20 protein-coding genes are annotated in these 23,427 nt (G+C 60.3%); 12 read left to right on the top strand and 8 right to left on the bottom strand.

The genetic code is table 11. From position 1 onward, the window contains the following. Positions 1 to 177: 177 nt before the first annotated feature. The 3 genes from ACIPZF_RS02805 to ACIPZF_RS02795 form a co-directional block, all read right to left on the bottom strand. Complete coding sequence (locus ACIPZF_RS02805) at positions 178 to 1,074, bottom strand: alpha/beta fold hydrolase (RefSeq protein WP_400794993.1); 897 nt, start codon at positions 1,072 to 1,074, stop codon at positions 178 to 180. Between the two features lie 216 nt (positions 1,075 to 1,290). Continuing rightward, positions 1,291 to 1,983 carry a hypothetical protein gene (locus ACIPZF_RS02800; RefSeq protein WP_400794991.1) on the bottom strand — a complete coding sequence of 231 codons (693 nt, stop codon included), beginning with the start codon at positions 1,981 to 1,983 and terminating at the stop codon, positions 1,291 to 1,293. Positions 1,984 to 2,062: 79 nt separating this feature from the next. Beyond that, entirely contained in the window at positions 2,063 to 2,800 is a 738-nt protein-coding gene (locus ACIPZF_RS02795; RefSeq protein WP_400794989.1) for a tellurite resistance TerB family protein, read from the bottom strand. A 200-nt stretch (positions 2,801 to 3,000) separates the two neighbouring features. Between ACIPZF_RS02795 and ACIPZF_RS02790 the strand changes: the two genes are divergently transcribed. Beyond that, positions 3,001 to 3,510 carry a ProQ/FinO family protein gene (locus ACIPZF_RS02790; protein WP_400794987.1) on the top strand — a complete coding sequence of 170 codons (510 nt, stop codon included), beginning with the start codon at positions 3,001 to 3,003 and terminating at the stop codon, positions 3,508 to 3,510. 158 nt (positions 3,511 to 3,668) lie between these two features. Here the strand turns inward: ACIPZF_RS02790 and ACIPZF_RS02785 are convergent, their stop codons facing one another. The 3 genes from ACIPZF_RS02785 to ACIPZF_RS02775 all read right to left on the bottom strand — a co-directional run bounded on the left by ACIPZF_RS02785 (position 3,669) and on the right by ACIPZF_RS02775 (position 7,187). After that, entirely contained in the window at positions 3,669 to 5,570 is a 1,902-nt protein-coding gene (locus ACIPZF_RS02785) for a potassium transporter Kup (RefSeq protein WP_400794985.1), read from the bottom strand. 106 nt (positions 5,571 to 5,676) lie between these two features. Then, positions 5,677 to 6,420 carry a S8/S53 family peptidase gene (locus ACIPZF_RS02780; RefSeq protein ID WP_400795024.1) on the bottom strand — a complete coding sequence of 248 codons (744 nt, stop codon included), beginning with the start codon at positions 6,418 to 6,420 and terminating at the stop codon, positions 5,677 to 5,679. Next, a complete protein-coding gene (locus ACIPZF_RS02775) occupies positions 6,408 to 7,187 on the bottom strand; it encodes a hypothetical protein (RefSeq protein WP_400794983.1) in 780 nt (259 codons plus the stop codon). The genes ACIPZF_RS02780 and ACIPZF_RS02775 overlap by 13 nt, the downstream gene beginning before the upstream one ends. A 487-nt stretch (positions 7,188 to 7,674) precedes the next feature. On the opposite strand from ACIPZF_RS02775, the gene nikA reads away from it, so the two are divergent. From nikA to nikE, 5 genes are read left to right on the top strand one after another with little or no spacing between them, the layout of a single operon-like run. Continuing rightward, a complete protein-coding gene (gene nikA, locus ACIPZF_RS02770) occupies positions 7,675 to 9,186 on the top strand; it encodes a nickel ABC transporter substrate-binding protein (protein WP_400794981.1) in 1,512 nt (503 codons plus the stop codon). A 1-nt stretch (position 9,187) separates the two neighbouring features. Further along, the gene (gene nikB / locus ACIPZF_RS02765) at positions 9,188 to 10,129 is read left to right on the top strand and encodes a nickel ABC transporter permease subunit NikB (protein ID WP_400794980.1); all 942 of its coding nucleotides are present in this window, start codon (positions 9,188 to 9,190) and stop codon (positions 10,127 to 10,129) included. Continuing rightward, positions 10,126 to 10,971: a nickel ABC transporter permease subunit NikC gene (gene nikC / locus ACIPZF_RS02760; RefSeq protein WP_400794978.1), complete on the top strand. Its 846-nt coding sequence runs from the start codon at positions 10,126 to 10,128 to the stop codon at positions 10,969 to 10,971. Before nikB ends, nikC begins: the two co-directional genes overlap by 4 nt. Further along, entirely contained in the window at positions 10,972 to 11,742 is a 771-nt protein-coding gene (nikD, locus tag ACIPZF_RS02755) for a nickel import ATP-binding protein NikD (RefSeq protein WP_400794976.1), read from the top strand. It abuts the gene before it with no gap. Beyond that, positions 11,739 to 12,542 (top strand): nickel import ATP-binding protein NikE, encoded by an 804-nt coding sequence (nikE, locus tag ACIPZF_RS02750; RefSeq protein ID WP_400794974.1) that lies wholly within the window; start codon positions 11,739 to 11,741, stop codon positions 12,540 to 12,542. The genes nikD and nikE overlap by 4 nt, the downstream gene beginning before the upstream one ends. Here the strand turns inward: nikE and ACIPZF_RS02745 are convergent. Continuing rightward, complete coding sequence (locus ACIPZF_RS02745) at positions 12,532 to 13,731, bottom strand: Bcr/CflA family efflux MFS transporter (RefSeq protein ID WP_400794972.1); 1,200 nt, start codon at positions 13,729 to 13,731, stop codon at positions 12,532 to 12,534. The two genes, nikE and ACIPZF_RS02745, sit on opposite strands and share 11 nt — an antisense overlap. A 554-nt stretch (positions 13,732 to 14,285) precedes the next feature. On the opposite strand from ACIPZF_RS02745, the gene ACIPZF_RS02740 reads away from it, so the two are divergent. The 6 genes from ACIPZF_RS02740 to ACIPZF_RS02715 all read left to right on the top strand — a co-directional run bounded on the left by ACIPZF_RS02740 (position 14,286) and on the right by ACIPZF_RS02715 (position 22,869). Next, positions 14,286 to 17,447: a T6SS effector BTH_I2691 family protein gene (locus tag ACIPZF_RS02740; protein ID WP_400794970.1), complete on the top strand. Its 3,162-nt coding sequence runs from the start codon at positions 14,286 to 14,288 to the stop codon at positions 17,445 to 17,447. 15 nt (positions 17,448 to 17,462) lie between these two features. Beyond that, positions 17,463 to 18,269, top strand: a complete 807-nt coding sequence (locus ACIPZF_RS02735) for a DUF6708 domain-containing protein (protein ID WP_400794968.1) — start codon at positions 17,463 to 17,465, stop codon at positions 18,267 to 18,269. Positions 18,270 to 18,524: 255 nt separating this feature from the next. After that, positions 18,525 to 19,934 carry an amino acid permease gene (locus tag ACIPZF_RS02730; protein ID WP_400794966.1) on the top strand — a complete coding sequence of 470 codons (1,410 nt, stop codon included), beginning with the start codon at positions 18,525 to 18,527 and terminating at the stop codon, positions 19,932 to 19,934. A 122-nt stretch (positions 19,935 to 20,056) separates the two neighbouring features. Further along, on the top strand, positions 20,057 to 20,593 hold the full coding sequence (locus ACIPZF_RS02725) for a 2,4'-dihydroxyacetophenone dioxygenase family protein (RefSeq protein ID WP_400794965.1): 537 nt from the start codon (positions 20,057 to 20,059) through the stop codon (positions 20,591 to 20,593). A 66-nt stretch (positions 20,594 to 20,659) separates the two neighbouring features. Further along, positions 20,660 to 21,565: a LysR family transcriptional regulator gene (locus ACIPZF_RS02720; protein WP_400794963.1), complete on the top strand. Its 906-nt coding sequence runs from the start codon at positions 20,660 to 20,662 to the stop codon at positions 21,563 to 21,565. 32 nt (positions 21,566 to 21,597) lie between these two features. Further along, a complete protein-coding gene (locus ACIPZF_RS02715; RefSeq protein WP_400794962.1) occupies positions 21,598 to 22,869 on the top strand; it encodes an aspartate aminotransferase family protein in 1,272 nt (423 codons plus the stop codon). Here the strand turns inward: ACIPZF_RS02715 and ACIPZF_RS02710 are convergent. Next, positions 22,848 to 23,411: a hypothetical protein gene (locus ACIPZF_RS02710; RefSeq protein WP_400794960.1), complete on the bottom strand. Its 564-nt coding sequence runs from the start codon at positions 23,409 to 23,411 to the stop codon at positions 22,848 to 22,850. The genes ACIPZF_RS02715 and ACIPZF_RS02710 overlap by 22 nt on opposite strands. Positions 23,412 to 23,427: the final 16 nt, after the last annotated feature.

Here is a 23,427-nt window from a genome sequence, read left to right as displayed (position 1 = left end):
ATAATTGGCCAGAAACAAACGTAGGAGCGGATTTTATCCGCGATGCGCCGCGCGGGCGGCGCTCGATCTCATAGGCGCAGACGATGTCATGGCGAGCGTCCGCAAAGGGTCAAAAGCGGTCACTCATGAATCGCACCGTCGCCCCATAGACGCCTCTGGCATTGAGGCAGAGGCCGTTCACTCATCGAGAAATTCCATAACGATACTGGCGAACCGTTCCGGCTGATCAAGCATGACAAAGTGGAAACTACCGTCGACACGCGTGAAATGGATGTCAGGTTTCGTGGCGTAGGCCTGACGGTACATCGCATCGATAGCGGATGCAGGCACGCCATACAAGGCGTCATAGGCATACACGACTTCGACCGGCACCCTGATGCGGCTGAGCTCAGGACGCAGGTCGGTGACCATCAATTCATACACGGCATCCGACACGGTCTTGCGATCTGAGCTGATTCCCGCTGCGGCCAAGTCGTCCCTGACTGCTTCGGTTTTGACGAGACGTGCAATGGCGGCATGCTGCATGGCCGCGGCCTGTTCCGGCGATGCCGACAACAGCGAATCACGCATTGCAGCGGCGTGCGGTGCAGCGGTTTCGCTGGTCGCCGAAGGGTTCATCAGCAACGTATAGAAGGGCAATGCATCGACGACCATCAACGGCCCCACCTGGTCGGGATGGCGAGCACCCAACATCAATGCAACCTCTCCTCCCAGAGAATGACCGATGATCGCGGGCGCCTCGATGCGCTGAGTGCGGATGTATTCAGCTACAGCTTCGGCCGCCGGAGCGGCCACTTTCCCCTCTTCATCGAGCACGGCAGGCGCGCCGGCAAAACCTGCAATCTGTACCAGGTGCAGGCGGTGGCTCTGCCGTAACTTGAGAGCCAAATCAGCCCATACATTCCGGGACGACGCCAGTCCCGGAATGAGTATGATGTCCGGGCCAGAGCCCTCCACCTGGACTGAAATACGCTGCAGGCTTGATTTAGGACGCTGGGCGGGAGCCGCCAGCAGCGGCGCTGACATCAACGACGATGTCGCCGCGATCGCCATAAAGATCATTGCAGTACGCATTGGATATTCCTTTTTCTGCAATGCACTATGTCTTCAAGGGTACATTCAACAATCAAATTGGTGTGAATCACATTGTGAGGACTTTTCTTTCACTCAATTTTCACGCCATCACAGGGATACTCAAGCTATCCCTACGTGATAGACCTTGCCCGCCTAGCAGCGGGCTTTCTTTTGCCCGCCGATCTGCCGCCTTGGCTACCTCCCTTCCGAGAATCATCAGCGCGTCATGGCAGGCGATCGTCCTTCGGTGTCGCGCAGTTTCATCGCGGTAGCCCTCATTACCGATTCCAGGCCCTGCTCAAGTGCTTCAGCGTCCGTGTGCGAAGCGCGTGTGTAGACCTCATAGCTGATCTGGTTTTTTTGATTGAGCCAGCGCAGGTGAGTCATGCGTATCTTTTCCCTGGTAACCGTCCTCCTCTTGATCAATGGATGGTGCGGGTCACCGTGGTTGGCGAAGTCATCGTCAAACACCCGTACCCGCTGAGTAAGTGCAGCCGCGTAGTCATATTCATAAGTGACAACATGGGCTGCGCCACAGGCATAAACCGACATGACACCATTGAGGCCTCCGTCCTTGCGTTCGACACCGGCGGGCGCCTCGGTGGCAAGCTTGCAATCGAGCTGCTCGATAGCCGCCCTGGAAGGCGACGCGAAGGTGGGCTTCTGGCTGAAAATCCCGCCCATTCCCTTAGCGCCTTCTACGCTGGCAGTAGTCTGCTCCAGACTTGGGAAACTGGCTTTAGGCGGTGGGCGGACGGATGTTTCACTCTGACGAGGAATATCTGCCCGGCCCAGTATCTCCAGATCGGCCTGCGCTGGGGCCGCAGCGAGCGACAGCAGCGCAACCAGACTACTCAGTCGCAGCTGTGAAAAAGTGATTGGCAATTCTATTACGAAGCGTCTTCTCATGGGTCCTTCCCGAAAGAGCAGCAGCGGTCGAGGCCTTGCAGCGGCCACTCCACCTTAGACGTTCGTACGTCGCTGTTTTTCAGGTACGACCCGAAGCTGCGCTTTTGGCCTGCTCCTCCAAACGCACCTGCAAGGCAGGATCAAGTTGCAGTGCGCCGGCCAGTTCATCAAGGTAGGCCCGCTCTGCATCCTGCTGATCATCCACCAGCATCACGCTGGCCAGATACATTTCCGCAGCCATGGCCGGGTCCCGAGCCGACTGCGCCACCTCTGCAGCATCGAGTGGCTTGCTGACTTCTTCATCCAGCCATTGCTGCAGTTGCGGGTCGCTGGTTTGACGTTTGATTTCGGCGTAGATCAACTGCTCTTCCTGCTGGTCGATGCGACCGTCAGCCTTGGCGGCGGCAATCAGCGCGCGCAGGATGGCATGGCTGTGGTCATCGGCCTCGGGGCCGGACAATTGATCGACGGTACGCACCGCCTGTTGCGGTGCTGCGGCCTGGCTGCGCTGCCAGCTTTGATAGGCCTGGAAGGCCATCATCCCCAGCGATGCCAAAGCTGCGTAGTTGGTGCCACCCGTGGAGCGCCCTTGGGAATAGCCGCCCGCATTGCCGCCACCCGCTCCGCCCAACAAGCCACCCAGTAAACCACCCAGCCCGCCACCGCCAGCGGTTGAACTGCCGCCGCCGAGCAGCCCGCCAAGCAAGCCACCCAAGCCGCCCATGCCGTCCTGCGATGACAGGCCGCCGCGTCCTTGTTGTGCTTGCGAGCCTTGTCCGGCCCGCAGTAACTGTTCGAGCAGATCACTGGTGTTCATTGGCGCCGCCCTCGGTTGATAGTCGTTGCCCAGACAAGCAACGATAGCCCTGTCACGATGATCCGACACGACCGTCTGGCCGACGGAAGCCAGCCGGCGTTTCCACGAAAATTAGCGGCGATTCGTCCTTTTTTCTGCTGCCGAACGCTAGATGGCTTATCCTTGCCCACGCGAACAACTTCATAGCAGTGAAATGAACGATGGGTTTTGAACAACTAGCTGAACTACGTGACCGCCTGCGGGCTGAAAAACAGCAGACCAAGGCCGAGAGCGCACCGCCGCGCAAGCGCAAGCCCTCTGCGCCTGTGAAGCCTCGCGAGGTGGATCCGGCGGTGGCAGCGATTTGGCCATTGCAGAAGCATTTTCCGTTGGCCTTCCCGGTCAACCCCGCGCCCAAGGTTCCGCTCAAAGAAGGCATTTTCAAGGATGCCGAGCAACACCTCGAACTGCTCGGCATCACCCGCGAACAGCTCAAGCTGGGCATCTCCACCTGGTGCCGCGGAAACCGATACTGGGCAAGCATGGTGGAAGATGCGCCACGCCTGGACTTGAACGGGCAACCGGCTGGTACGGTGACCGCCGCCCAGGCGCTGCATGCCAAGCAGCAGGCTTCGCGGCAACGCAGCCAGGACCGACGCAATCGTGCGAAGTCGAAAGCACCTGCCGCGGCTCCCGTCGCCGATGCGGCCGTTGAGCAGACTGCGGACTGAACTGCGACAGGCTGATGGCCATTTGGATGGTCATCAGCCTTGGGCATTCGTAGCGCCTAGGAAATCGAGCGGCGCTTGCGCGGCGCATCGCGGATGAATCCGCTCCTACAGCAACCAATGCAGGAGCGGATTTATCCGCGATTGCGTTATGACAGCTCTTACATTTCCACTTGAGTGCCCAGCTCGATCACCCGGTTGAGCGGGAGCTTGAAGTATTTCAGGTTGCTGTTGGCATTCTTGAGCAAGAACGCGAACAGGTGCTCACGCCACTTCGCCATGCCGATGCGCGTGGTGGGTACCACGGTTTCCCGGCTCAGGTAGTAGGTGGTGCGCATCGGGCTGAAGTCCAGGTCGGCGCGCTGGCACTGGGCCAGAGCCAGGGGGACGTCCGGCTCTTCGATGAAGCCGAAATGCAGGCTGACGCGGAAGAACCCGTGGCCAAAGGCTTCGACCTCGATGCGTTGCCCGGCACTGACGCGCGGCGCATCCTCGGACACCACGGTCAGCAGCACTACCTGTTCATGCAGGACCTGGTTGTGCAGCAGGTTGTGCAGCAACGCATGGGGCACCGCGTCGCTGCGCGCGGTGAGGAACACCGCCGTGCCTTGCACCCGGTGCGGCGGCTGTGCCTGAACGCTGCTGATGAACAATGGCAGCGGCAGCGCGGTTTCGTCCAGGCGCTCGACGATGATTTTCCGCCCGCGCTTCCATGTGGTCATGGTGATGAACAGCAACACCCCGGCGATCACCGGGAACGCGCCGCCGTCGATGATCTTCGGCGCATTGGCCGCGAAGTACAGACTGTCCACCAGCAGGAAGCCAAGGAGCATGGGAATGGCCAGCCAGCGCGGGGTTTTCCATGCCAGCAGCACCACCGCCGAGGACAGCAAGGTGGTGATCAGCATAGTGCCGGTGACCGCCACGCCATAGGCGGCGGCCAGCGCGCTGGAAGATTCGAAACCGATCACCAGCAACACCACACCAACCATCAGCGCCCAGTTCACCGTGCCGACGTAGATCTGCCCCTGCTCCTCGCTGGAGGTATGCTGGATGAACATGCGCGGCACGTAGCCCAACTGAATGGCCTGGCGAGTCAGGGAAAAGGCACCGGAAATCACCGCCTGCGAGGCGATGATGGTGGCCAGGGTCGACAACGCGACCATCGGCAGCAAGGCCCAGCTCGGCGCCAGCAGGTAGAACGGGTTGCGCACCGCCTCGGGGTTGCCGAGGATCAACGCACCCTGGCCGAAATAGTTCAGCACCAGCCCGGGCAACACCAGCATGAACCAGGCGCGGGCAATCGGTTTGCGGCCAAAATGGCCCATGTCGGCGTACAGCGCTTCCGCACCGGTCAGGGCCAGCACCACGGCCCCGAGGATGGCCACGCCGATGCCCGGGTGGACGATGAAGAACTGCACCGCCCAGGCCGGGTTAAGTGCCTGCAGCACCTCTGGGCGCTGCACGATGCCATGGATCCCTAGAGCACCAAGGACCACGAACCACACCACCATCACCGGCCCGAACAAGATGCCGATGCGCGCCGTGCCGTGCTTCTGAATCAGGAACAGCCCGACCAGCACGACCACCGCCACGGGCACCACCCAGTGGTCGATCCCGTCGAATGCCAGTTGCAGGCCCTCGACCGCTGAAAGCACGGAAATCGCCGGGGTGATCATGCTGTCGCCGTAAAACAGCGCAGCGCCGAACAGCCCCAGCAGCACCAGCACCCGGCTCAACCGCGGAAACGGCGCCGCCGCCCGCCGCGCCAGCGCGGTCAACGCCATGATCCCGCCCTCGCCCTGGTTGTCGGCGCGCAGCACGAACAGCACGTACTTGATGGACACCACCCAGATCAGCGACCAGAAGACCAGCGACAGGATGCCCAGCACACCATCGTGGCTGGGCTGCACACCGTAGTGGCCGGAAAACACTTCTTTCAGGGTGTACAGCGGGCTGGTGCCGATGTCCCCATACACCACTCCTACGGCGGCGATGAGCAGGCCGATGCCTGAGCTGGCGGCGGGGTTGGAATGATTGGCGGCGGTGGTTGTTGCACTCACGGATGACTTCTCTGCACGGTGGCTCTGCCCGGCTGGGGGAGGTAAAAAGTGCGGTAAGTATCCTTTCAGACCCCGTGGTACGTCGTAAAAAGTCCGTAAAAAATCGCTACAAATCCTTCTCACGAAGACTCTCATTGGCCAGCACCAGCGCTCGGTACATGTTCAATCGCGCGAGCTTTCCCTCGCGGTGGTGATCGGAAGTCAACCGCCAGGCACTTCGTTTCAATAGCGATCTGATCTGCTCAGGTTTGAGATCAGGGTTGATCGAGATCATCGCTGCCACCACGCCCGTCACCAGCGCAGCGGCGTAGGAGGTACCACAGCCCCCGCCTTTACCGACCTGGCGCGTCGTAGAGCGTGGCTGGCGTGGGCACGTCGCAGCATAGATGTCGACACGCTCACCCCTGTTCGAACCATCCCGTGGCGCGGCAAAACCAGGCTCGGCAACGTTCTGCGCCAACGGGTTGCGCTGGTGCCCGCCAACCACGAGAAGCTGGCCGAAATCCAATGATGCCGGGAGGTGGTCGTCGGTAGTCGACGCGCTGTTTCCCGCTGAATTGACCACCACAACGTCCGGATGATGACGTTGCAGCCAATGGAAATAGCGCTCGAGCAGCCGTTCATAACCCAACATGGCCAGGTTCGATCGGACGTTATTAACGATAGCTCCTCCTTCGCGGTCGAAGGTGTCCGTCCGATGCACTCCCCAACTCCAGTTGAGCACTCGAGCGCCGTCTTCGACAAGGTTTACCGAAGCCGCGATACGCCCTGTAATGCCCATGGCCGAACCACGGTTCACAACGATATCGAAGCGTCCTCCTGCTGCACCCAAGCGGCTCAGAAAGGCCAGATGCCCATTTGGATAAAGGCGGGCGGCCAGGATGCCCGAGACAATCGAACCATGCCATTGGCCGCCGGGCTATGGCGAGCATAAAGGCAGACAGCGACGCCCCCGCATGGCCGCGCAAATTCCGCGAAGTCGACTGCGTCAAAATCAACCCCTTGCTCGATCACACCGACCATGACCCTGCTCAGCAGCTTTTCTCGGCCGGGCTCACCAAGGTAACGCGCGTAGATCTCGACTGCCTGGTGAAAGTTGTTGGCGACCCAACCTTCCCGATCAGGTGGGTCAATGACCCGTTCGGGATCTTCCGGCGCCTGCAAGTTGTCGTCTTCCACCACAACCCCAACCACAGCAGCATCTATCGCCAACCGGTTCAACAGCGCATTGCGCTCGCCTACCGACCTGGCCCGCAGGCGAAATTGAAAGACATTCAGGGCTGGAATCGCACCGACGATTTCCATGTCATAGTGGCGAGCGATGTTGCGCGCTGACTCAAACCCGTCAGTGTCCTCCTGCAGGATCACGCTGAGCAGATCCAGCGAAGTCACAACATGATCGGCAATCTTCACCAGGGCGTCACTTGAAGAGAGAATCCTGCCTTGACGGGTGGTGAGCCATACCACATTGCTGGTCCGCACACCTTCGCGTAACCAGATCGGCCCACTGACACTGCCATCCTTCAGGGTGAAGCACAGCGAGCGTGCAGTGCGCTCGACCTGCAGCGGCGAAAGGTCGGTGCCGTTGTGCACAACGGTGGGGTTGACCCTGGTCATACCCCGAACGTGCATGCACCGCTGGGGAGAATCACTTGCAACGGCTCGGCCATTCATCGTCAGACTGTCGATGCGCAAAGCGCCTGACACCTCGGTACTGCAACTGGATAGGACTACCAGCAATGCCAGCCAGTGCACACTCGTAATGCTCATGCCTGTCACTTCCATGTTGGTCTGGGAAGTGGCCAAGACATGCCATTGCAACTCGCTCAGGTTGGCCTCTTCTTTGGCCTCGACCCTATAACGGTGGGTGAAGTGTGACTACTGGCAGAAATGCCAGGTTCGCCGCAGACCGTGTCTGCCCAGATGCTTCATGAGATGCCCGGAATAGACGTTGCGCGTGTCGCATTTTGTTACTTCCGGCAAGATAACTTTACATAGACATCCCCCCCTCCACTCTCTAGCCTACCGCCTCCGTTGAGATGGAGGACCCCATGTGAGGCAGCAACCCGGTAAACGAAAAACCGCCCTCTGGGGTTTCTTGCTGATGGCTGCAAGCGCGTTTGTACACGCTGACGAGGCCCCCACGCTGGTGTACTCCTGGCCAGTCAATGCCGGCCCCCTCGACCCTCGCGGCTACGCCCCTAACCAGATGTACGCCCAGGCGATGGTGTATGAGCCGCTGGTGCGCTACAGCGGATCCGGCACTGTCGAGCCCTGGCTGGCCACGGCCTGGCAGGTGTCCGACGATGGCAAGGTCTACACCTTCACTCTGCGCGATGGGGTACGTTTCAGTGACGGCACGCCGTTCGACGCTGCGTCGGCCAAAGCCAACCTGGATGCGGTCCTGGCCAACAGCCAACGCCACCGCTGGATGGAACTGGTCACCACCCTCGACCATGTCGAAGCCCCGGATCGGCTGACCCTGCGCGTGGTGCTCAAGCACCCCTACTACCCGACGCTGATGGAACTGGCCCAGGTGCGCCCGCTACGCTTCGCCTCGCCGCAGGCCAAACCGGGTGAGCCCGCCGGTACCGGACCGTGGATGCGCGTCGATTCACGCCTGGGCGAATACGACCGCTTTGCCCGCAACCCTTTGTATTGGGGCCCCAAGCCAGCCTATGGCGAAGTGTTGGTCAAGGTCATCCCGGACCCCAACAGCCGTGCCCTGGCCCTGCAGGCCGGTGAACTGGAACTGATTCAGGGCGCAGCGGGCGAGATCACCGCCGGCACCTTCGTGCGCCTGCGCGATCAAGGCTTCGCCACCGCCCTGTCGGCGCCGCTGGCCACCCGCACTCTGGCCATGAATACCGGCCGCGGGGCCACCCGCGACCTCGCGGTGCGCCAGGCTATCAACCAGGCGGTGAACAAACAGGCGATCATCGACAAGATCCTCTACGGCCTCGAGCCCCGCGCCGACACATTGTTCGCCCCGAACATGCCGTATGCCGATCTGGGCCTGAAACCTTACGCCTACGACCCTGCCCTCGCCGCTCGCGATCTGGACGCCGCCGGCTGGCGCCTGGCCCCGGGCACGACGGTGCGCAGCAAGAACGGCGAGCCGCTAACGATCGAGTTGGTGTTCCTTGGCACCAGTGCCCTGCAGAAAAGCCTGGCCGAAGTGCTGCAAGGCGAGCTGGCCAAGGTCGGCATGCACATCGAACTGCGCGCCGTGGAAGAAGGCGCCCTGGTGCGCCGCCAGCGCGACGGCGACTTCGGCATGATCTTCGCCGACACCTGGGGCGCCCCCTACGACCCGCATTCGTTCGTCAGCTCCATGCGCTACGCCGGGCACGCCGACTACATGGCCCAGCGCGGCCTGGCGATCAAGGATGAACTCGACAAGCGCATCGGCCAGGTGTTGGCAAGCACCAACGCGCAACAGCGTGCAGACCAGTACCGTTTCATCCTCACAACGTTGCATGAGCAGGCGGTCTACTTGCCCATCTCCTACCTCACCGCCATCAGCGTGCGCCGCGACTCGGTGGCCCACGTACAGTTCGGCAGCACGCTGTTCGACGTGCCCTTCGAACGCATGACGCCGAAACAGGAACCCTGACATGCTGCGCTACATCTTCTTGCGGCTGGTGCTGCTGGTGCCGGTGATGCTCGGCGTGTCGCTGCTGGTGTTCGTGCTGCTGCACCTGGGCAGCACCGACCCGGCGCTGGACTACCTGCGCCTGTCGCATATTCCCCCGACCGACGCGGCCATCGCCGAGGTGCGTCATGCCCTTGGCCTTGACCGCCCGCTGTATGCGCAGTACCTGAGCTGGCTGTGGAAGGCGCTGCAACTGGACTTCGGCACGTCCTACCTGACCGGCCGCCCGGTACTCGACGACCTGCTCTACTACCTCCCTGCCACCTTGCAACTGGGCGGTCTGGCCCTGGCCTGCACGCTGCTGCTGTCGATCCCGCTGGGGCTGGTGGCGGCGCGCTGGCAAGGGCGCTGGCCTGATCACGCGGTACGCGCGGTGACCTTCCTCGGTGTGTCCATGCCCAATTTCTGGCTGGCGTTTCTGCTGATCGCGCTGTTCTCGCTGTGGCTCGGCTGGCTGCCACCGCTGGGGCGTGGAGGCGCCGCGCACCTGGTGATGCCGGTGCTGGCGATTGCGCTGATGTCGATGTCGATCAATGCCCGCCTGCTGCGCGCCAGCTTGCTGGAAGCCAGCGGCCAGCGCCATGTCACCTATGCCCGCGCGCGCGGGCTGCCGGAGCGTCGGGTCTGGAGTAGCCATGTGCTGCGCAATGCCTGGCTGCCCTTCGTTACCGCCACCGGCATGCACATCGGCGAGTTGATCGGCGGCGCGCTGGTGATCGAGACCATCTTCGCCTGGCCCGGCGTCGGGCGCTTCGCCGTCTCGGCAGTGCTCAACCGCGACTTCCCGGTGATGCAGTGTTTCACCCTGCTGCTGACCGGCTTGCTGATGGTCTGCAACCTGGTGGTGGACGTGTGCTATGCCTGGCTCGACCCGCGCAGCCGCCTTGAGGGGGCCAGCGCATGAGTGTCCTGACCCTGCTGCGCCGCCCTGCCCTGGCTGGCCGCACCAACCTGGTGGTCGGCCTGGTGCTGGTCAGCTTGCTGGCCGTGCTGGCCCTGTTCGGCCAATGGCTCGCCCCGCATGACCCTGACCTGGTCGACCTTGGCCGGCGCCTGCTACCGCCCGACAGCAGCCACTGGTTGGGCACCGACCACCTCGGCCGCGACCTGCTGTCTCGGTTGATGGTCGGCACAAGGCTGTCGCTGGGCAGCGTGATGCTCACCCTGGCCCTGGTGCTGTGCCTCGGTCTGCTGGTGGGCGGGGTGTCCGGCTTCGTCGGCGGCAAGGTCGATATACTGCTGATGCGCCTGTGCGACATGTTCATGACCTTCCCCACCCTGGTTCTGGCGTTCTTCTTCGTCACCCTGCTGGGCACCGGCCTGAGCAATGTGATCATCGCTATCGCCCTGTCGCACTGGGCCTGGTACGCGCGCATGGTGCGCGGCATGGTCATCGCCCAGCGCGGTCGCGAATACGTGCTGGCGTCACGCCTGGCCGGAGCCTCACGCTGGGCGCGCCTGCGTCAGCACGTGCTGCCGAACATTGCCGGCCCCTTGCTGGTGCTGGCGACCATGGACATCGGGCACATGATGCTGCATGTCTCCGGGCTGTCGTTCCTAGGCCTCGGCGTTACCCCGCCCACCGCCGAATGGGGTGTGATGATCAACGATGCCAAGGAATTCATCTGGACCCACCCGCACCTGCTGCTGTTGCCTGGGTTGATGATCTTTTTCTCGGTGATGGCCTTCAACCTGCTGGGCGATGCGCTGCGCGACCGCCTGGACCCCGCCCAGGAGGTACGCTGAGTGGAACATTCGACGCTGGAGCTTCATGGGTTGCGAATCGAAGGGCGCACCGGCGTACTGGTCGATAACGTCGACCTGCAGCTGCGCCGCGGCGAAGTCTGTGCCTTGGTCGGCAGTAGCGGATCGGGGAAATCGCTCAGTTGCCTGGGCCTGCTCGACCTGCTGCCAGCAGGCCTGGCCCGCACGCAGGGCCAGTTGCTGGTGGACGGCCAGCCGCTACCCGCCGCCCACGTACGAGGTCGCGTGGCCAGCCTGGTGCTGCAAAACCCGCGCAGCGCATTCAACCCGGTGCGCAACATGGCCAGCCACGCCCAGGAAACCCTCAAGCTGCGCGGCATCGTCGGCGCCGCTGCCCGCGCGCGCATGGCTCAATGCCTGGAGGCCGTTGGCCTGGATGATCGCGAGCGAGTGCTGCAGGCCTTCGCGTTCCAGCTGAGCGGCGGCATGCTGCAGCGCATGATGATCGCCCTGGCGCTGATGGCCGAGACCCCATTCCTGCTGGCAGACGAGCCCACCAGCGACCTCGACGCCTTGAGCCAGGCGCGCTTTCTCGACCTGCTGATGGACCTGGTTCAACAGCATGGGCTAGGCGTGTTGCTGGTCACTCACGACATGGGCGTGGTTGCCCGCTGCGCGGACCACGTGGTGGTGATGGACGCAGGCCGCATCGTCGAACGGCAGACAGTTCATGGGCTGTTCGCCCGACCGGCCAGCGTTACCGCCCGCACCCTGCTTGAAGCCCATCAGATCCTCACCGGGAGCCAACCATGAGCCTGCTGCACGTCGATCAACTTGGCCACGGTTACCGCACGGGCGGATTGCTGGGCAGACGCGGCTGGTTGCAGGTGCTCGATGGCATCCAACTCGAGTTGCAGGCCGGTGAATCCGTCGGGCTGCTGGGCAGTAGCGGCAGCGGCAAAAGCACGCTTGCCCGTTTGCTGCTGGGGCTGGAAAAGCCCACGCACGGCCAGGTGACCTTTGCCGGCCAGGATGTCAGCCGCCTGCGCGGCGGCCAGGCTCAGGACTTTCAACGCACCATACAGCTGGTGTTTCAGGATGCGCCTGGTGCGTTCAATCCGCAGCGCAGCATTGGCTGGAGCATTGCCGAGCCGCTGCGCCACCTCAGTGACCTTGACAGCTGCGCGCGTGAGCAACGTGTACTCACACTGTTGCAACAGCTGGGTCTACGTGAAGAGCATGCCGAGCGCCTGCCTCACCAGCTCAGTGGCGGGCAGCTGCAACGCGCCAATATCGCCCGAGCGCTGGCGATTTCGCCCAGATTGGTGGTGCTTGATGAAGCCTTGTCGAACTTAGACCGGGTGCTGCAGTTGCAGCTGCTGCAGCGGCTGGAGGCGCTCCGTCACGAAAGCGGTACCGCGTTCGTGCTGATCAGCCACGACCTGAGTCTGGTGCAGTACTTCTGCCAGCGGGTGGTATTGCTGGACGCGGGGCGTATTGTCGAAGATCGCCCGGTGGACGGTAGCCTCTGGTTCGATCATGGCGTTGGCAGGCAGCTGCAATCCGCGGTTCTGCCTCGCACACCTCGGGCCGCTGAAGCGTCTATCTATTAATCGCACATGCTGGGCGTACCGGTTTCCTATAATAAAAAAGCAGCCCACCGCCCACCACGCTGACACCCATGAATAGCGATGCCAAGACCATTGGCAATCCAATTTCAACCGACGCAATCAACGTGCTGACTACGCCTCCCAAAGTAAAAAGCAGAGTATTGTTGACTGACACCGCTGCACCTGCACGCTCAGAATGATTACTCAATGCGCAGGTGGTAGCAGAGGGGCGGATTATCGTTACTCCGATTGTACTGAGCGTCACCGGCACCATCAGACTTAAGACAGACAAGTCCTCAACGGAACACCACAGGAGCAATATCAGTCCCGCAAGGCCAATCAAAGCCAGCCCGTAGCCAATCTGAGAGCGGGGATGCAGCATGGTGTTCAACTTTCCCGCGATCAGCCCACCGACTACATACGCCACCCCATAGCCGACAAATACAACTGCAAAAAGGTATTCACTCAAGCCCAGCCTGCCGATCAACAGCAAAGGTGATACGACCACAAATGCGAAGTGACAAGTAAAAGCCAACGCTGAAAGTGTGCAATACGCCAGGAAGCCCCGATCAACTGCCAGTGCCTTGAAGTTTTTAGCCATGGCGACCCACCTATAATGCACGGGCTTCTCAGTCAACAACAAAAACGACATGACTAATACTATCAATGCCAAGAGACTGAACACATAAAAACTTCCTTCCCAGCCTATATAAAACTGCAACACACTGCCTACCAAAGGGGATAGCGAAATAAGCAGCCCACTGATGGTAAGCAATAATATTCGCAATGCATTCTGTTGCTTTTCAGGATAGATATCCTGCACCAGTGCCTGACTGAGCACAAAGCTGCCACACCCAATAGCTTGTATCAGGCGAAAGATCATGAACCCTTCATAGCGCTGAGAAGCCACGCAACCCAGTGAGCCTATGATTGAAATAACAAGTCCTCCCAGCAATAGCCGCTTCCGACCCATCACATCGGATAGCGGCCCTATGACCGCTTGCGAAACAGCCATACCTATTGCAAAAATACTGACCGAAAAAGCGATCTGCTTGAGTTCGACACTGAAATTAGCTGCAAGCGCCGGAAAGGAAGGCAATATCACATCCAGAGGAAAGACGCCTAGCGCACTCATCAGCATTAAAAGCGACACGACAGAAGTTCGTTTCGCAGAAGCCATTCGGCTAGTCATGACAAAATTCCTGCCGCTTGGAATTTTCGAGAAACAGCTTCGAGACCTGAACGCTCAGTACGCTTTTCATCACTGATCATTTATTCCCACCATTCAAAACTAAGCGCAGGCCTCCTCCGCACTTAGCCGTCCGAGCTCAGGCTTACTCATCCTTTTTACAAGAAGCGCGAGATTATCTAGCTTACGAAACTCCAACTTCACTTTCTAAGTTTTTACTCTAAACTAATAGATTACAGCACCCTGAGGACGTTAGGACTGACGTGAAAACCTCCCATGGAAACCCAACCCCGAGAGACTAGCCCACAAAAGCCATTCAGTACAAATAAATATTAAGTCACACTTTTGTGGTCGACCAATCAGATCTCTTCCGCGCATGGTTTTTTAGGGAAAACAAACCATGCACAGCATACTCGAAACAATGTAGGAACACTCTTACAGAAATAACGAATCAATCATCAAAAGTTGGGAAATACCCTACAGGCAACAAGCAAAAATTTTTCTCCGGGGACTTGGCGGCAGATCGTCGCCGCACTGCCACCCGCAAGGAGCTACTGATGAGCATCAGCCAAACCATCAGCATCGTCACGCAGGAAGAAATCCCCAACCCCTACGGCACCTGCAATGCCTGCGAGCGCTCCGGCCTGCCCATTCTGCTGTTGCGCGAGGCTTACGCGCCGCACCCGCAGGAAACCCAGTCTTACCGTGTTTCGCACGACAGCGAGATCACCTATGTACAGATGCGCACCAACCAGTTGCGAACACTGCGTCAGGGCTATGTCTACGTACTGTTAGACAAGGCGATCTGGCATGCCTATCAAGTGACCCCAGAGGGCGCGCTGCGCCGGTTCCCGGCTTCGCAGATGCCATTGGCCGCGGGCAGGCCGCTGGCGGAAGCTTGCCGAACCCAGCATCACGATGTCGTCGCGTCCTTCATCAACATCGATACCCAACTGTTCAGCAAAGCCTGGCTCGCCTTCGCCAACGATCCTTGGCCGCGCGATGTACTTGACTGCTACCAGCAGGGCATCGTCAACGGCGAGGCCGACAGCACCGAGCGCTTCATCGAGCTCGACCTTGGCACAGCACGCAACGACCCCGGCAGCATTGGCATTGCCATGACGGAGACCGAGCTGGGGCTGAGCGAGGTGCTGGAATATGCAACGGCCCACACCGGCAAGTTCATCAGCGCCCACGGTTTTTACCCGCGCATAAGCCGCTCACTGGCTACCCGGAATCATGTGCGCACCATCATTCAGCAGGAAGCCTTGAACAACGGGGTATTGGCGCTGACCCTGCCCGACCCCGTCGGCATGGTCACGGAAGCCAACGCACAGCGCACGGGCTTGGTCCGGGCCATGCAGGAGTGGCGCGCCGAGCCACAGCGCCATTTCGAATACTTCACTTCCCAGGCGTTGCTGGGCATTCGCGAACTGAATCAGGCCAGGGCCGCTGTCCAGGCCTTGGAAGATACCGACCAGTATGCCCAGGACGTCGAGCGCTGGAACGCCAGCCCTCTCAAAGCCAAGGCCCCTCTGCCGCAGGTAGATGTGCAAGCGCACGGCGAACGCGCCGTCGAGCACAAGCGTATTGAAGCGCGGGAACGCCTGGAGGAACGGTACGACGAAACTGCGCGCGCCGCCTTCCAGCGTGCCTACGACAGCGAGCTTGACCATTGGCAATCGATGATTGATCAGGCTGGCGCCCAATACACCCATTTCTACGCGCAGCGCGCCTTTCAACGCATCGGCCACTTCGACTACAGCGTCACCAATCTACTGTCAGCTGAATACTTCATCCGCATGTTGTCGGCCTGCCTCGCCGGCGGCCCTACCGAAGCGCCTCCTGCAGAAGATTCGCCACTCGGCGCCACGCAAGAGTTGTGGCAGCAACTGCTTGAAGACCCTAAAAGTCTCTTGTATCAGGCCTTGGTCGCAAAACATCAGGATCTACTGTCGCAACTTGGAAAGGCCCTCATTGGCGACGACGCCTCCAAACTGCATGACACGATCAAGGGGATCCTGACCAGCCAAGAAGGCCAAAGGCTGATGATCAAGCCGGTGCAGGATGCGATCGGCCAGCTCCTTGCCGCCACCGCCAGCGCGGGTAACGCTTTGGGACAGCATATCTCCGGTGAAACCAAGAAGCTGATTGGCCACGTCCACAGTTCTGCGTTTCTGTTATTCGCCGGCCAACCGGTTATCCAGATCAAGGTCACGTTGACCCTCGGCGAATACCTGAGCGTGCTCAACGAGGCTTTGCAGGAGCGTACCGACGCGTACTTGAACCGGTTGGATGAACAGTTCCGCAAGCCGGCAGGTCGGAAGGTGCGGGCAATGGTCCTCAGTGGCGCCATTCATATCGCCTCCGCTGGCAACCGGAAGCAGCTGGTAGATGTGATGGTGTGGACGCTGGAGAGTGCGGAAAGCCTGCAGGCACGTTTGAAGAATTTGCGCGAAAGTGCTGCAGGTGGTGTGGGCGAGTTGCTACGTGAAGTTTCGATCGACGAAGGGGCATTTCGAAACAGCGCAGTGCGCGCGATGGAGAGCGTCAAGCTGACCGCCGATGCGGCTCAGCAGTTGGCGAGTGAGGCGTTTCGTGGGTTGCGGGGTGCCGCTTCCAACACAAGTGGGCCCGGTTTGTTACTGGCCCTGGGGAGTATCTGGTTTCACCAGGACAGCTTGCGAACAAATTATGACAAGCTAGCGGACAACCCGCATATCCGTTCGGAGCTTCTCGCAGCCATTGGCTCATCATCATTGGGCGCGCTGGGGGCGGGCATTGAATCGGTGAGTTTCGCAGCTGCGATTCTAGCCCCCGAGAAAGTAGCTTCTGGAGTGGGTACTACTGCCACACTAGCAAAAAGCCTCACTAAGCTTGGGGGCGTAGTTGCGTCACTAGCGTACATCACAGACGCCAAACAATTCATTCACGCAGCAATCAGAACTATTAAACAAGGCGATCAACTCTCAGCCATCTTATATACGACCGCGGGCGCAGCGGCCCTTATCACAACATTTATCGGCGCATTCGCAGCCATTGCTGGAAGCTCACTTCTTGGCCTTTTAGGAATTGCAGCAATAGCTGGGCTGACTGCATACGGAATTGCTATACTTGCAAAAAATGAAGAATCGAACCTTTTGGAACTATGGGCCAGAGATAGTCGATGGGGAATGCCAATCGAGCAGCGCCGCTGGGTCGAAGCGAAACATCTTGACGACGCTATCGGTGCGGCAAACGCAGCGACTATCGGTATCTACGCTGAAGTATCAGTACAGGTTGAATTTCGGCCATTACACACTCAAGAAGACACAGAGCCACGGGCTCTCGCACTTCGCGACGACGCTTCGCTTGCAGCAGCGACCAAGTTAGCATATTCATTCCACCTGCCTCAATTCAACACCGCACAATCACATTACGAATGGCAAATTACAATTTATCGAGCAAACAAAGAAGGCGAGCCAATAACCTTATCCTCTAACAGCAATAAGCCAATTATTGAGATATCTTGCGAGACCACCAGCTTACTTGCACAGCCAGAACCAAACGCGCCGACGACCACACACAATAAGCAGAACGGAACCTTGAATATTCATGGGGGAATTAAGCTCCGCGAGAACCATGACATACAAGCCACCAGTCTAACCTTAATTTATTGGCCCGACAAAAGCGATGATTCCGGCTACGCAAAACTCGTGAGTAGAGACGAAAGGCATTAACAACAGGATAGCATTATGACTCGACCTTTATTACATCCGCCTTGTCCAGGGTGGGCAGAAGATCTGACGCTGCCAACTGAACCACCCAAAACCTCACTGTCGCTTGGAGGCATAACGCCAAACCACGTCGACCACATATATCTAGAAACACCTAGAAAAACCACATCACTAAGGAATTTACTATTTTTAATGACATTATGCATGGCGCTAGTAGGACTAGCCCTTCCGATAATTTTAGCAATAAGCATTTCAAGTGGTTACCTCGGGGCCTCAGCTTTGCTAGGCGTGGTTTCAACCTGTTACATCTGGTGCGTCATTTATGGCCTCAAATTAAGCATATTCCCACCACGCGACGAACCCATCAGGTTCAACAGAGCAAGGAAAAAGATTTACGCCTATAATTATGTATATAACTGGTGGAATCCGCTTGAAAAATCACGAATAACACCGGTCACTTACGATTGGTCTCAAGTAAGAGCTGAGCGTTGGTCCCAGAGGGGGGCATTACCTAATGGCGGACTGATTTTCAAATGCGGGGTGGTCCTTTCAATTATTCGTCCTGGCACAAATCACGTGATTGATCGCTTTCAACTTACAACGATGGGCGCAGATGAGTATGCCTGGGCATACATCTGTGCCTATATGCAGGAAGGCCCCTCTGCACTCCCCCCTGCCGGTGAGCCCAAGGATCACAACGATCTACTTTGGTGCCAGTTCGCCTCACGCTTGGCGCCTAAAGTAGCTTGGCCTCCTGAAATGGACATTGAATCAAGGACTGCCCCGGCATCGGAACAACTTCATTCGTCTTCCGACTGCAGATAAACAGTGCCTAACTGCCACATTCACCACATATAACGACGCTGTATGGCAGCAGGTCGTTGCCGTACTGCCATCAGCAAGAAGCTCCTGAAAATCCGCGCTGACCATGGTTCACTCGCTCACCTGTGAACACCCATCACACCCACTATGCCGCCCCAACCGCTAATCCCCCGCCAGCACGCCCCGTAAGCTACCCCAGCAAGGCCGCACCACAAGCGGCCCATGACAACAACAAGCGTGCAACCGAGGTGCAAGCCGATGCGTGGCGATCAAGACAAGACAAACAACAAGCTGGGGACTGGCTTGAAAGGCAGGCAGGTCACGATGATCTCGATCGGCGGCGTCATTGGCGCCGGGCTGTTCGTGGGTTCCAGCAATGCCATCGCGGCCGCAGGGCCGGCGGTATTGGTGGCCTATGTGATCGCGGCAGCGATCGTGGTGCTGGTGATGCAAATGCTCGGCGAAATGGCCACGGCGCGGCCCGACACGGGCTCGTTCTCTTCGTACGCCGACCAGGCCATCGGGCGCTGGGCGGGGTTTTCCATCGGCTGGCTGTACTGGTGGTTCTATGTGCTGGTGATCGCCATCGAGGCCATCGTCGCCGGCAACATCCTCGGTGACTGGCTGGGTTTGCCGCATTGGCTCACCGCCTTCGCCATGACGCTGGTGCTGATCGCCTGCAACAGCCTCAGCGTCGGCTCGTTCGGCACGCTGGAGTACTGGCTGTCGTTGTTCAAGGTGGTGTCGATCGTCAGTTTCATCGGGCTCGGGGTGCTGGCGATCTGCGGGCTGATGCCCGGCTCGTCCACCAGTGGTATCGCTAACCTGTACGCCAACGGGGGCTTCGCGCCCAACGGCAATGTGGCCATCGTCGCTGCGCTGCTGACGGCGATGTTCAGCTTCCAGGGCAGCGAGGTGGTGACCATCGCCGCCGCCGAATCGCGTGACCCGAAAGCCAACATCAAGAAAGCCATCCGCGCCGTGGTATGGCGCCTGGGGCTGTTCTACCTCGGCTCGATGTTCGTGGTGGTGTGCCTGATCCCGTGGAATGCGCCGGGGCTGGCGCAGGGTTCTTATCAGGCGGTACTGAGCGCAATGAACATCCCCTGGGCGCCGGGGATCATGAGCATCGTAGTACTGGTGGCGGTCACCAGCTGCCTGAATTCGGCCATCTACACCGCTTCGCGCATGGCCTACTCGCTGGCACGCCGCGGCGATGCGCCCGAGGCAGTGTCACGCACGACTGCTCAAGGTGTGCCGTTGTTGGCCGTCGCCCTCACTTCGGCCGCCGCGCTTGCGGCACTGGCTGCCAACTACCTGCTGCCGGCACAGGTGTTTCAGTTCCTGCTGGCCACCAGCGGCGCGCTGGCCCTGCTGATGTACCTGGTGATCGCAATTACCCAGTTGTGCATGCGCCGCAAGCTGGTGGCGCTGGGCAAGCAACTGGAGGTGCGCATGTGGCTGTTCCCATGGCTGACGCTGTTCACCATCGCCCTGATCGTCAGTGTGTTCGCGATCATGGCGGCGTTCCCCGGGCAACGGGCCGAGCTGCTCAGCACCCTGGGGCTGACAGCGGTGCTGGTAGCCATCGGCACCTATCTGCAGAAGAGCCAACCCGCACTGTCGGCCCAGCGCAGCGCGCTGCAGTTCGAAGCCAGCACACCGTGACCAGCCGTCACAGCAACTGTGCCGAACGACCTCTTTTTCACCCTGCAGTGCAGCCCTAACCTGACTGCAACCCCGGCCTCGCGCAGGCCGGGCACTCCAAGAAAACAACTGTGGAAGCCCCCATGAGCATCGCCCCAAAACCTGACGAACTGGCCATCCCCTACCAACTGCCGCAAGTGCCGTTCATGTCCCCCGACATGGTCCACCCCGGCGTCCTCGGCACGTGGCTCGAAGACGACCAGCTGTGGGTGCCTGTCACCGCTTCGGTGTCGTTCAAGCCGCTGCTGCTGAGCGTGTCCGGCGGTTACTACATCAATCTGCTGCGGGTACGCCAGAGCGGTGTGCTGTCGCGCCATCGCCATACCGGCGGTGTGCATGCGCTGGTACTCAAGGGCCGCTGGTACTACCTGGAACATGACTGGATCGCCGAGGAAGGTTCGTTCGCTTTCGAGCCGCCAGGCGAAACTCACACCCTGTTCGTGCCCGAAGACGTCGAAGAGATGATCACCTGGTTCCACGTGCAGGGCGGCTATACCTATGTCGACCCGCAAGGCGTGGCCGTGGGTTACGAGGATGTGTTCACCAAACTGGAGACCGCCCGCGCCCACTACAAGACGCTGGGTTTGCCCGACGATTACATCGAGCAGTTCATTCGCTGACTTAACGCTCCAGTTGCCACCCCCACGCGGCGCTGCCAGCATTCTGCTGATTACCGGAGGCAGAACATGGATAACTACACTCAACTGCTGGCCTTCCTGGGCGCCGCCGAACACGGCAACTTTTCCGCTGCGGCGCGTGCCTGCGGCATGACGCCGTCAGCCATCAGCAAGCTGATCTCGCGCCTGGAGGATCGCCTGCAGGTTCGCCTGTTCCAGCGCGGCACGCGCAGCCTCACGCTGACCGAGGAAGGCGCCGCCTACCTGGTCAGTGCTCGCGCGGTGAGCAACGCCATGGCCGAAGCCGACTCGCTGGCCGAGGCCTTCCCCACTCGCGTCAGCGGCACCCTGCGGGTGCACACCATGACCACCTTCGCCAAGCACCAAATCATCCCCTGGCTACCGGAATTCCTCAGCGCCTACCCGGCACTGACCGTGGATATCCAGGTCGGCGCACAATTCAGCGACCAATTTGACCAGGGCCTGGACGTGGCCATCCACAGTGGCGTGCTGCCCGACTCCTCGCGCATTGCCCGCAAGATCGGCCAGAGCCGCTGGGTCATCTGCGCGTCGCCCGCCTATCTGGCCGCGTACGGCACACCAGAACACCCCGGGCAACTATTGCAGCACATCTGCTTTTCCTTCGGCTTCAGCAGCGCGTGGAACACTTGGGGCTTCGTGGTCGATGGCCAGGAGGTGACCGTGCCAGTAGTGCCCAAGGCCACCTTCGCCCAGGGCGACCTGCTGCGCGACCTGGCGCTGGGCGGCGCCGGCGTCGTACGCCTTGCCGAGTTCCATATCGGCCAGGACATTCAGGAAGGCCGCCTGGTGCCCCTGCTGCAAAGCTATGCGCAGGACAGCGTCGAACCGATCTACATGATCTACACCAACCGCAAACACCTCAGCCCCCGCATCCGTGTGTTCCGCGACTTCCTCGAACAGAAGCTCGCCAGCAGCCCATGGAACACTCGCTGAGGCCAGAACCGCACAACAAGACAGAGGTCCACATGCGCAATCTCATTGGCGATGTTTCCAGCGCCGCCCGTATCCTCCCGGCACTCGACGGCGAGGCCCTGTTCATCCGCAACGGCAAGGGCCCCTGCCTGTGGGACGACCGGGGTCGCCGCTACATCGACACTGCACTGGGCTTCGGTGCCGTGCTGCTCGGCCATGCCAATACCGAGGTCAATGCGCAGGTGGCCGAGGCCCTGGCCGACTCCGCTTCGCCATCCTGGGCCCACGTGCGCGAGCACGCCGCCGCCAGTGCGCTGGCGGCCCATACCGGCGCGCTGAGCCGGGTGATCTTCACCAACTCCGGCAGCGAGGCCGTGCACCTGGCCTGCCGCGCCGCGCGCGCCTACACTGGGCGCGGGCGCATCGCCAAGATGGCGGCCGGTTTCGATGGCTGGTTCGACGATGTCAGCTTCGGCAACGTCGGCTCGCCCGAAGCTGCGTTCGCCAACGGCGAGCGCCCCACCACCGCCCGCACCACGCTGCTGCGCTTCAACGACTTCGACGACGTCGAGCGCCTGTTCGAAGAAGACCCGGACATTGCCGCCGTGATTCTCGAACCGATGCTCGCCAATGCGGGTTGCATCATGCCCCTGCCGGGCTACCTGCAACACGTGCAGGCCGTGGCCCACCGCCACGGCGCACTAGTCATCAGCGACGAAGTGCTGATGGGCTTTCGCCTGCATGCCGGGCTGGCCAGCCTCCAGGCCGGCCTGGACCCGGACATCGCCAGCGTCGGCAAGGCTATCGGCAATGGCGTGCCGGTGTCGGCCATCGTCGGCAAACCGCACATTCTGGAAGGTTTCGAGCAAGGCAAGGTACTGCGCGGCGGCACCTTCAGCGGCAACCCGCTGGCGTGCGCAGCGGTGCTCGGCACGCTGGGGCAACTGGACCAGGCCGATTACGGTCAGTTGATCGAGCGCGGCGAGCACCTGCGCCATGCCGTGCAAGCGATCTTCAAGGCGCAAGGCATCACCGTCAGCACCAGCGGCTACGGCAACGTGTTCGCCATCTGGCCTTCCGAACGTGCGCCGTCCACCTATGAAGAAGCCGCTGCATTCGGCGATGCCGCCTTCAGTCAGGCGCTGCACCTGGCACTACGTGCCGAAGGGTTGCTGGTGATGCCGTCGCCGTATGGGCGCATCTATCTGTCGTTCGAACACAGCGATGAGATCGTCCAACTGATGAAGCAGGCGTTCGAAGCGGCGGCGGTTCGGCTGGCTCCGCGTTTTGCCTTACACGGGCATCAGTCCCAAAAAAGCATGTAGATCTTGCCCATGACGACAAGCGCGGCCAGTACCAGCACTGACGTGCTGAACCAGGCTTTTTGGGGCGGGGGGCCGTCTGGGAATTCATCCACACGCGTCGGCGGGAGTATGCCGGCGCGCTGCAAGCGAAGCTCGATCAGGCGCTGTCGCATGGCGCGATGACGTTTACTGTTCAGCACCAGCAAGCCCAGCAAGGACACGGTGAGAATGGCCATCTGCATTGCGCCGGCATGGCGGGTGCCGAACAAGCTGATCGCCGTGAGTGCGGGGAGTACCAGACTCGGTAACAGGAGCCATAGCCCCCAGCGAAAGCCTCGAATCATCGCAAGCTGGCCAGCGGAGAACAGCAATGTCAACGTCACTCCGCCCGTTAGCATGTACGCCAAACCATCCGGCAAATTACGCAGGTAAGTGCCGCCCCACAAAGCGACCCCGCTTCCCGCTGCCACCATGCACAGCAAGGTACTTGCGGCGAATGCGGGGCCATAACGGTTCATGAATGCTTCATGTTGATCGGGTGAAAGTCGTCCTGGGTGTTGCATTCAACGTTCCTTGTCG

Origin of the sequence: Pseudomonas sp. NPDC089752, from assembly GCF_044748725.1 — a bacterium.
In the GTDB taxonomy this organism is placed as follows: Bacteria; Pseudomonadota; Gammaproteobacteria; order Pseudomonadales; family Pseudomonadaceae; genus Aquipseudomonas.
Note: the sequence above shows the minus strand (reverse complement) of the source record. Positions and strands in the feature narration are given on the sequence as shown.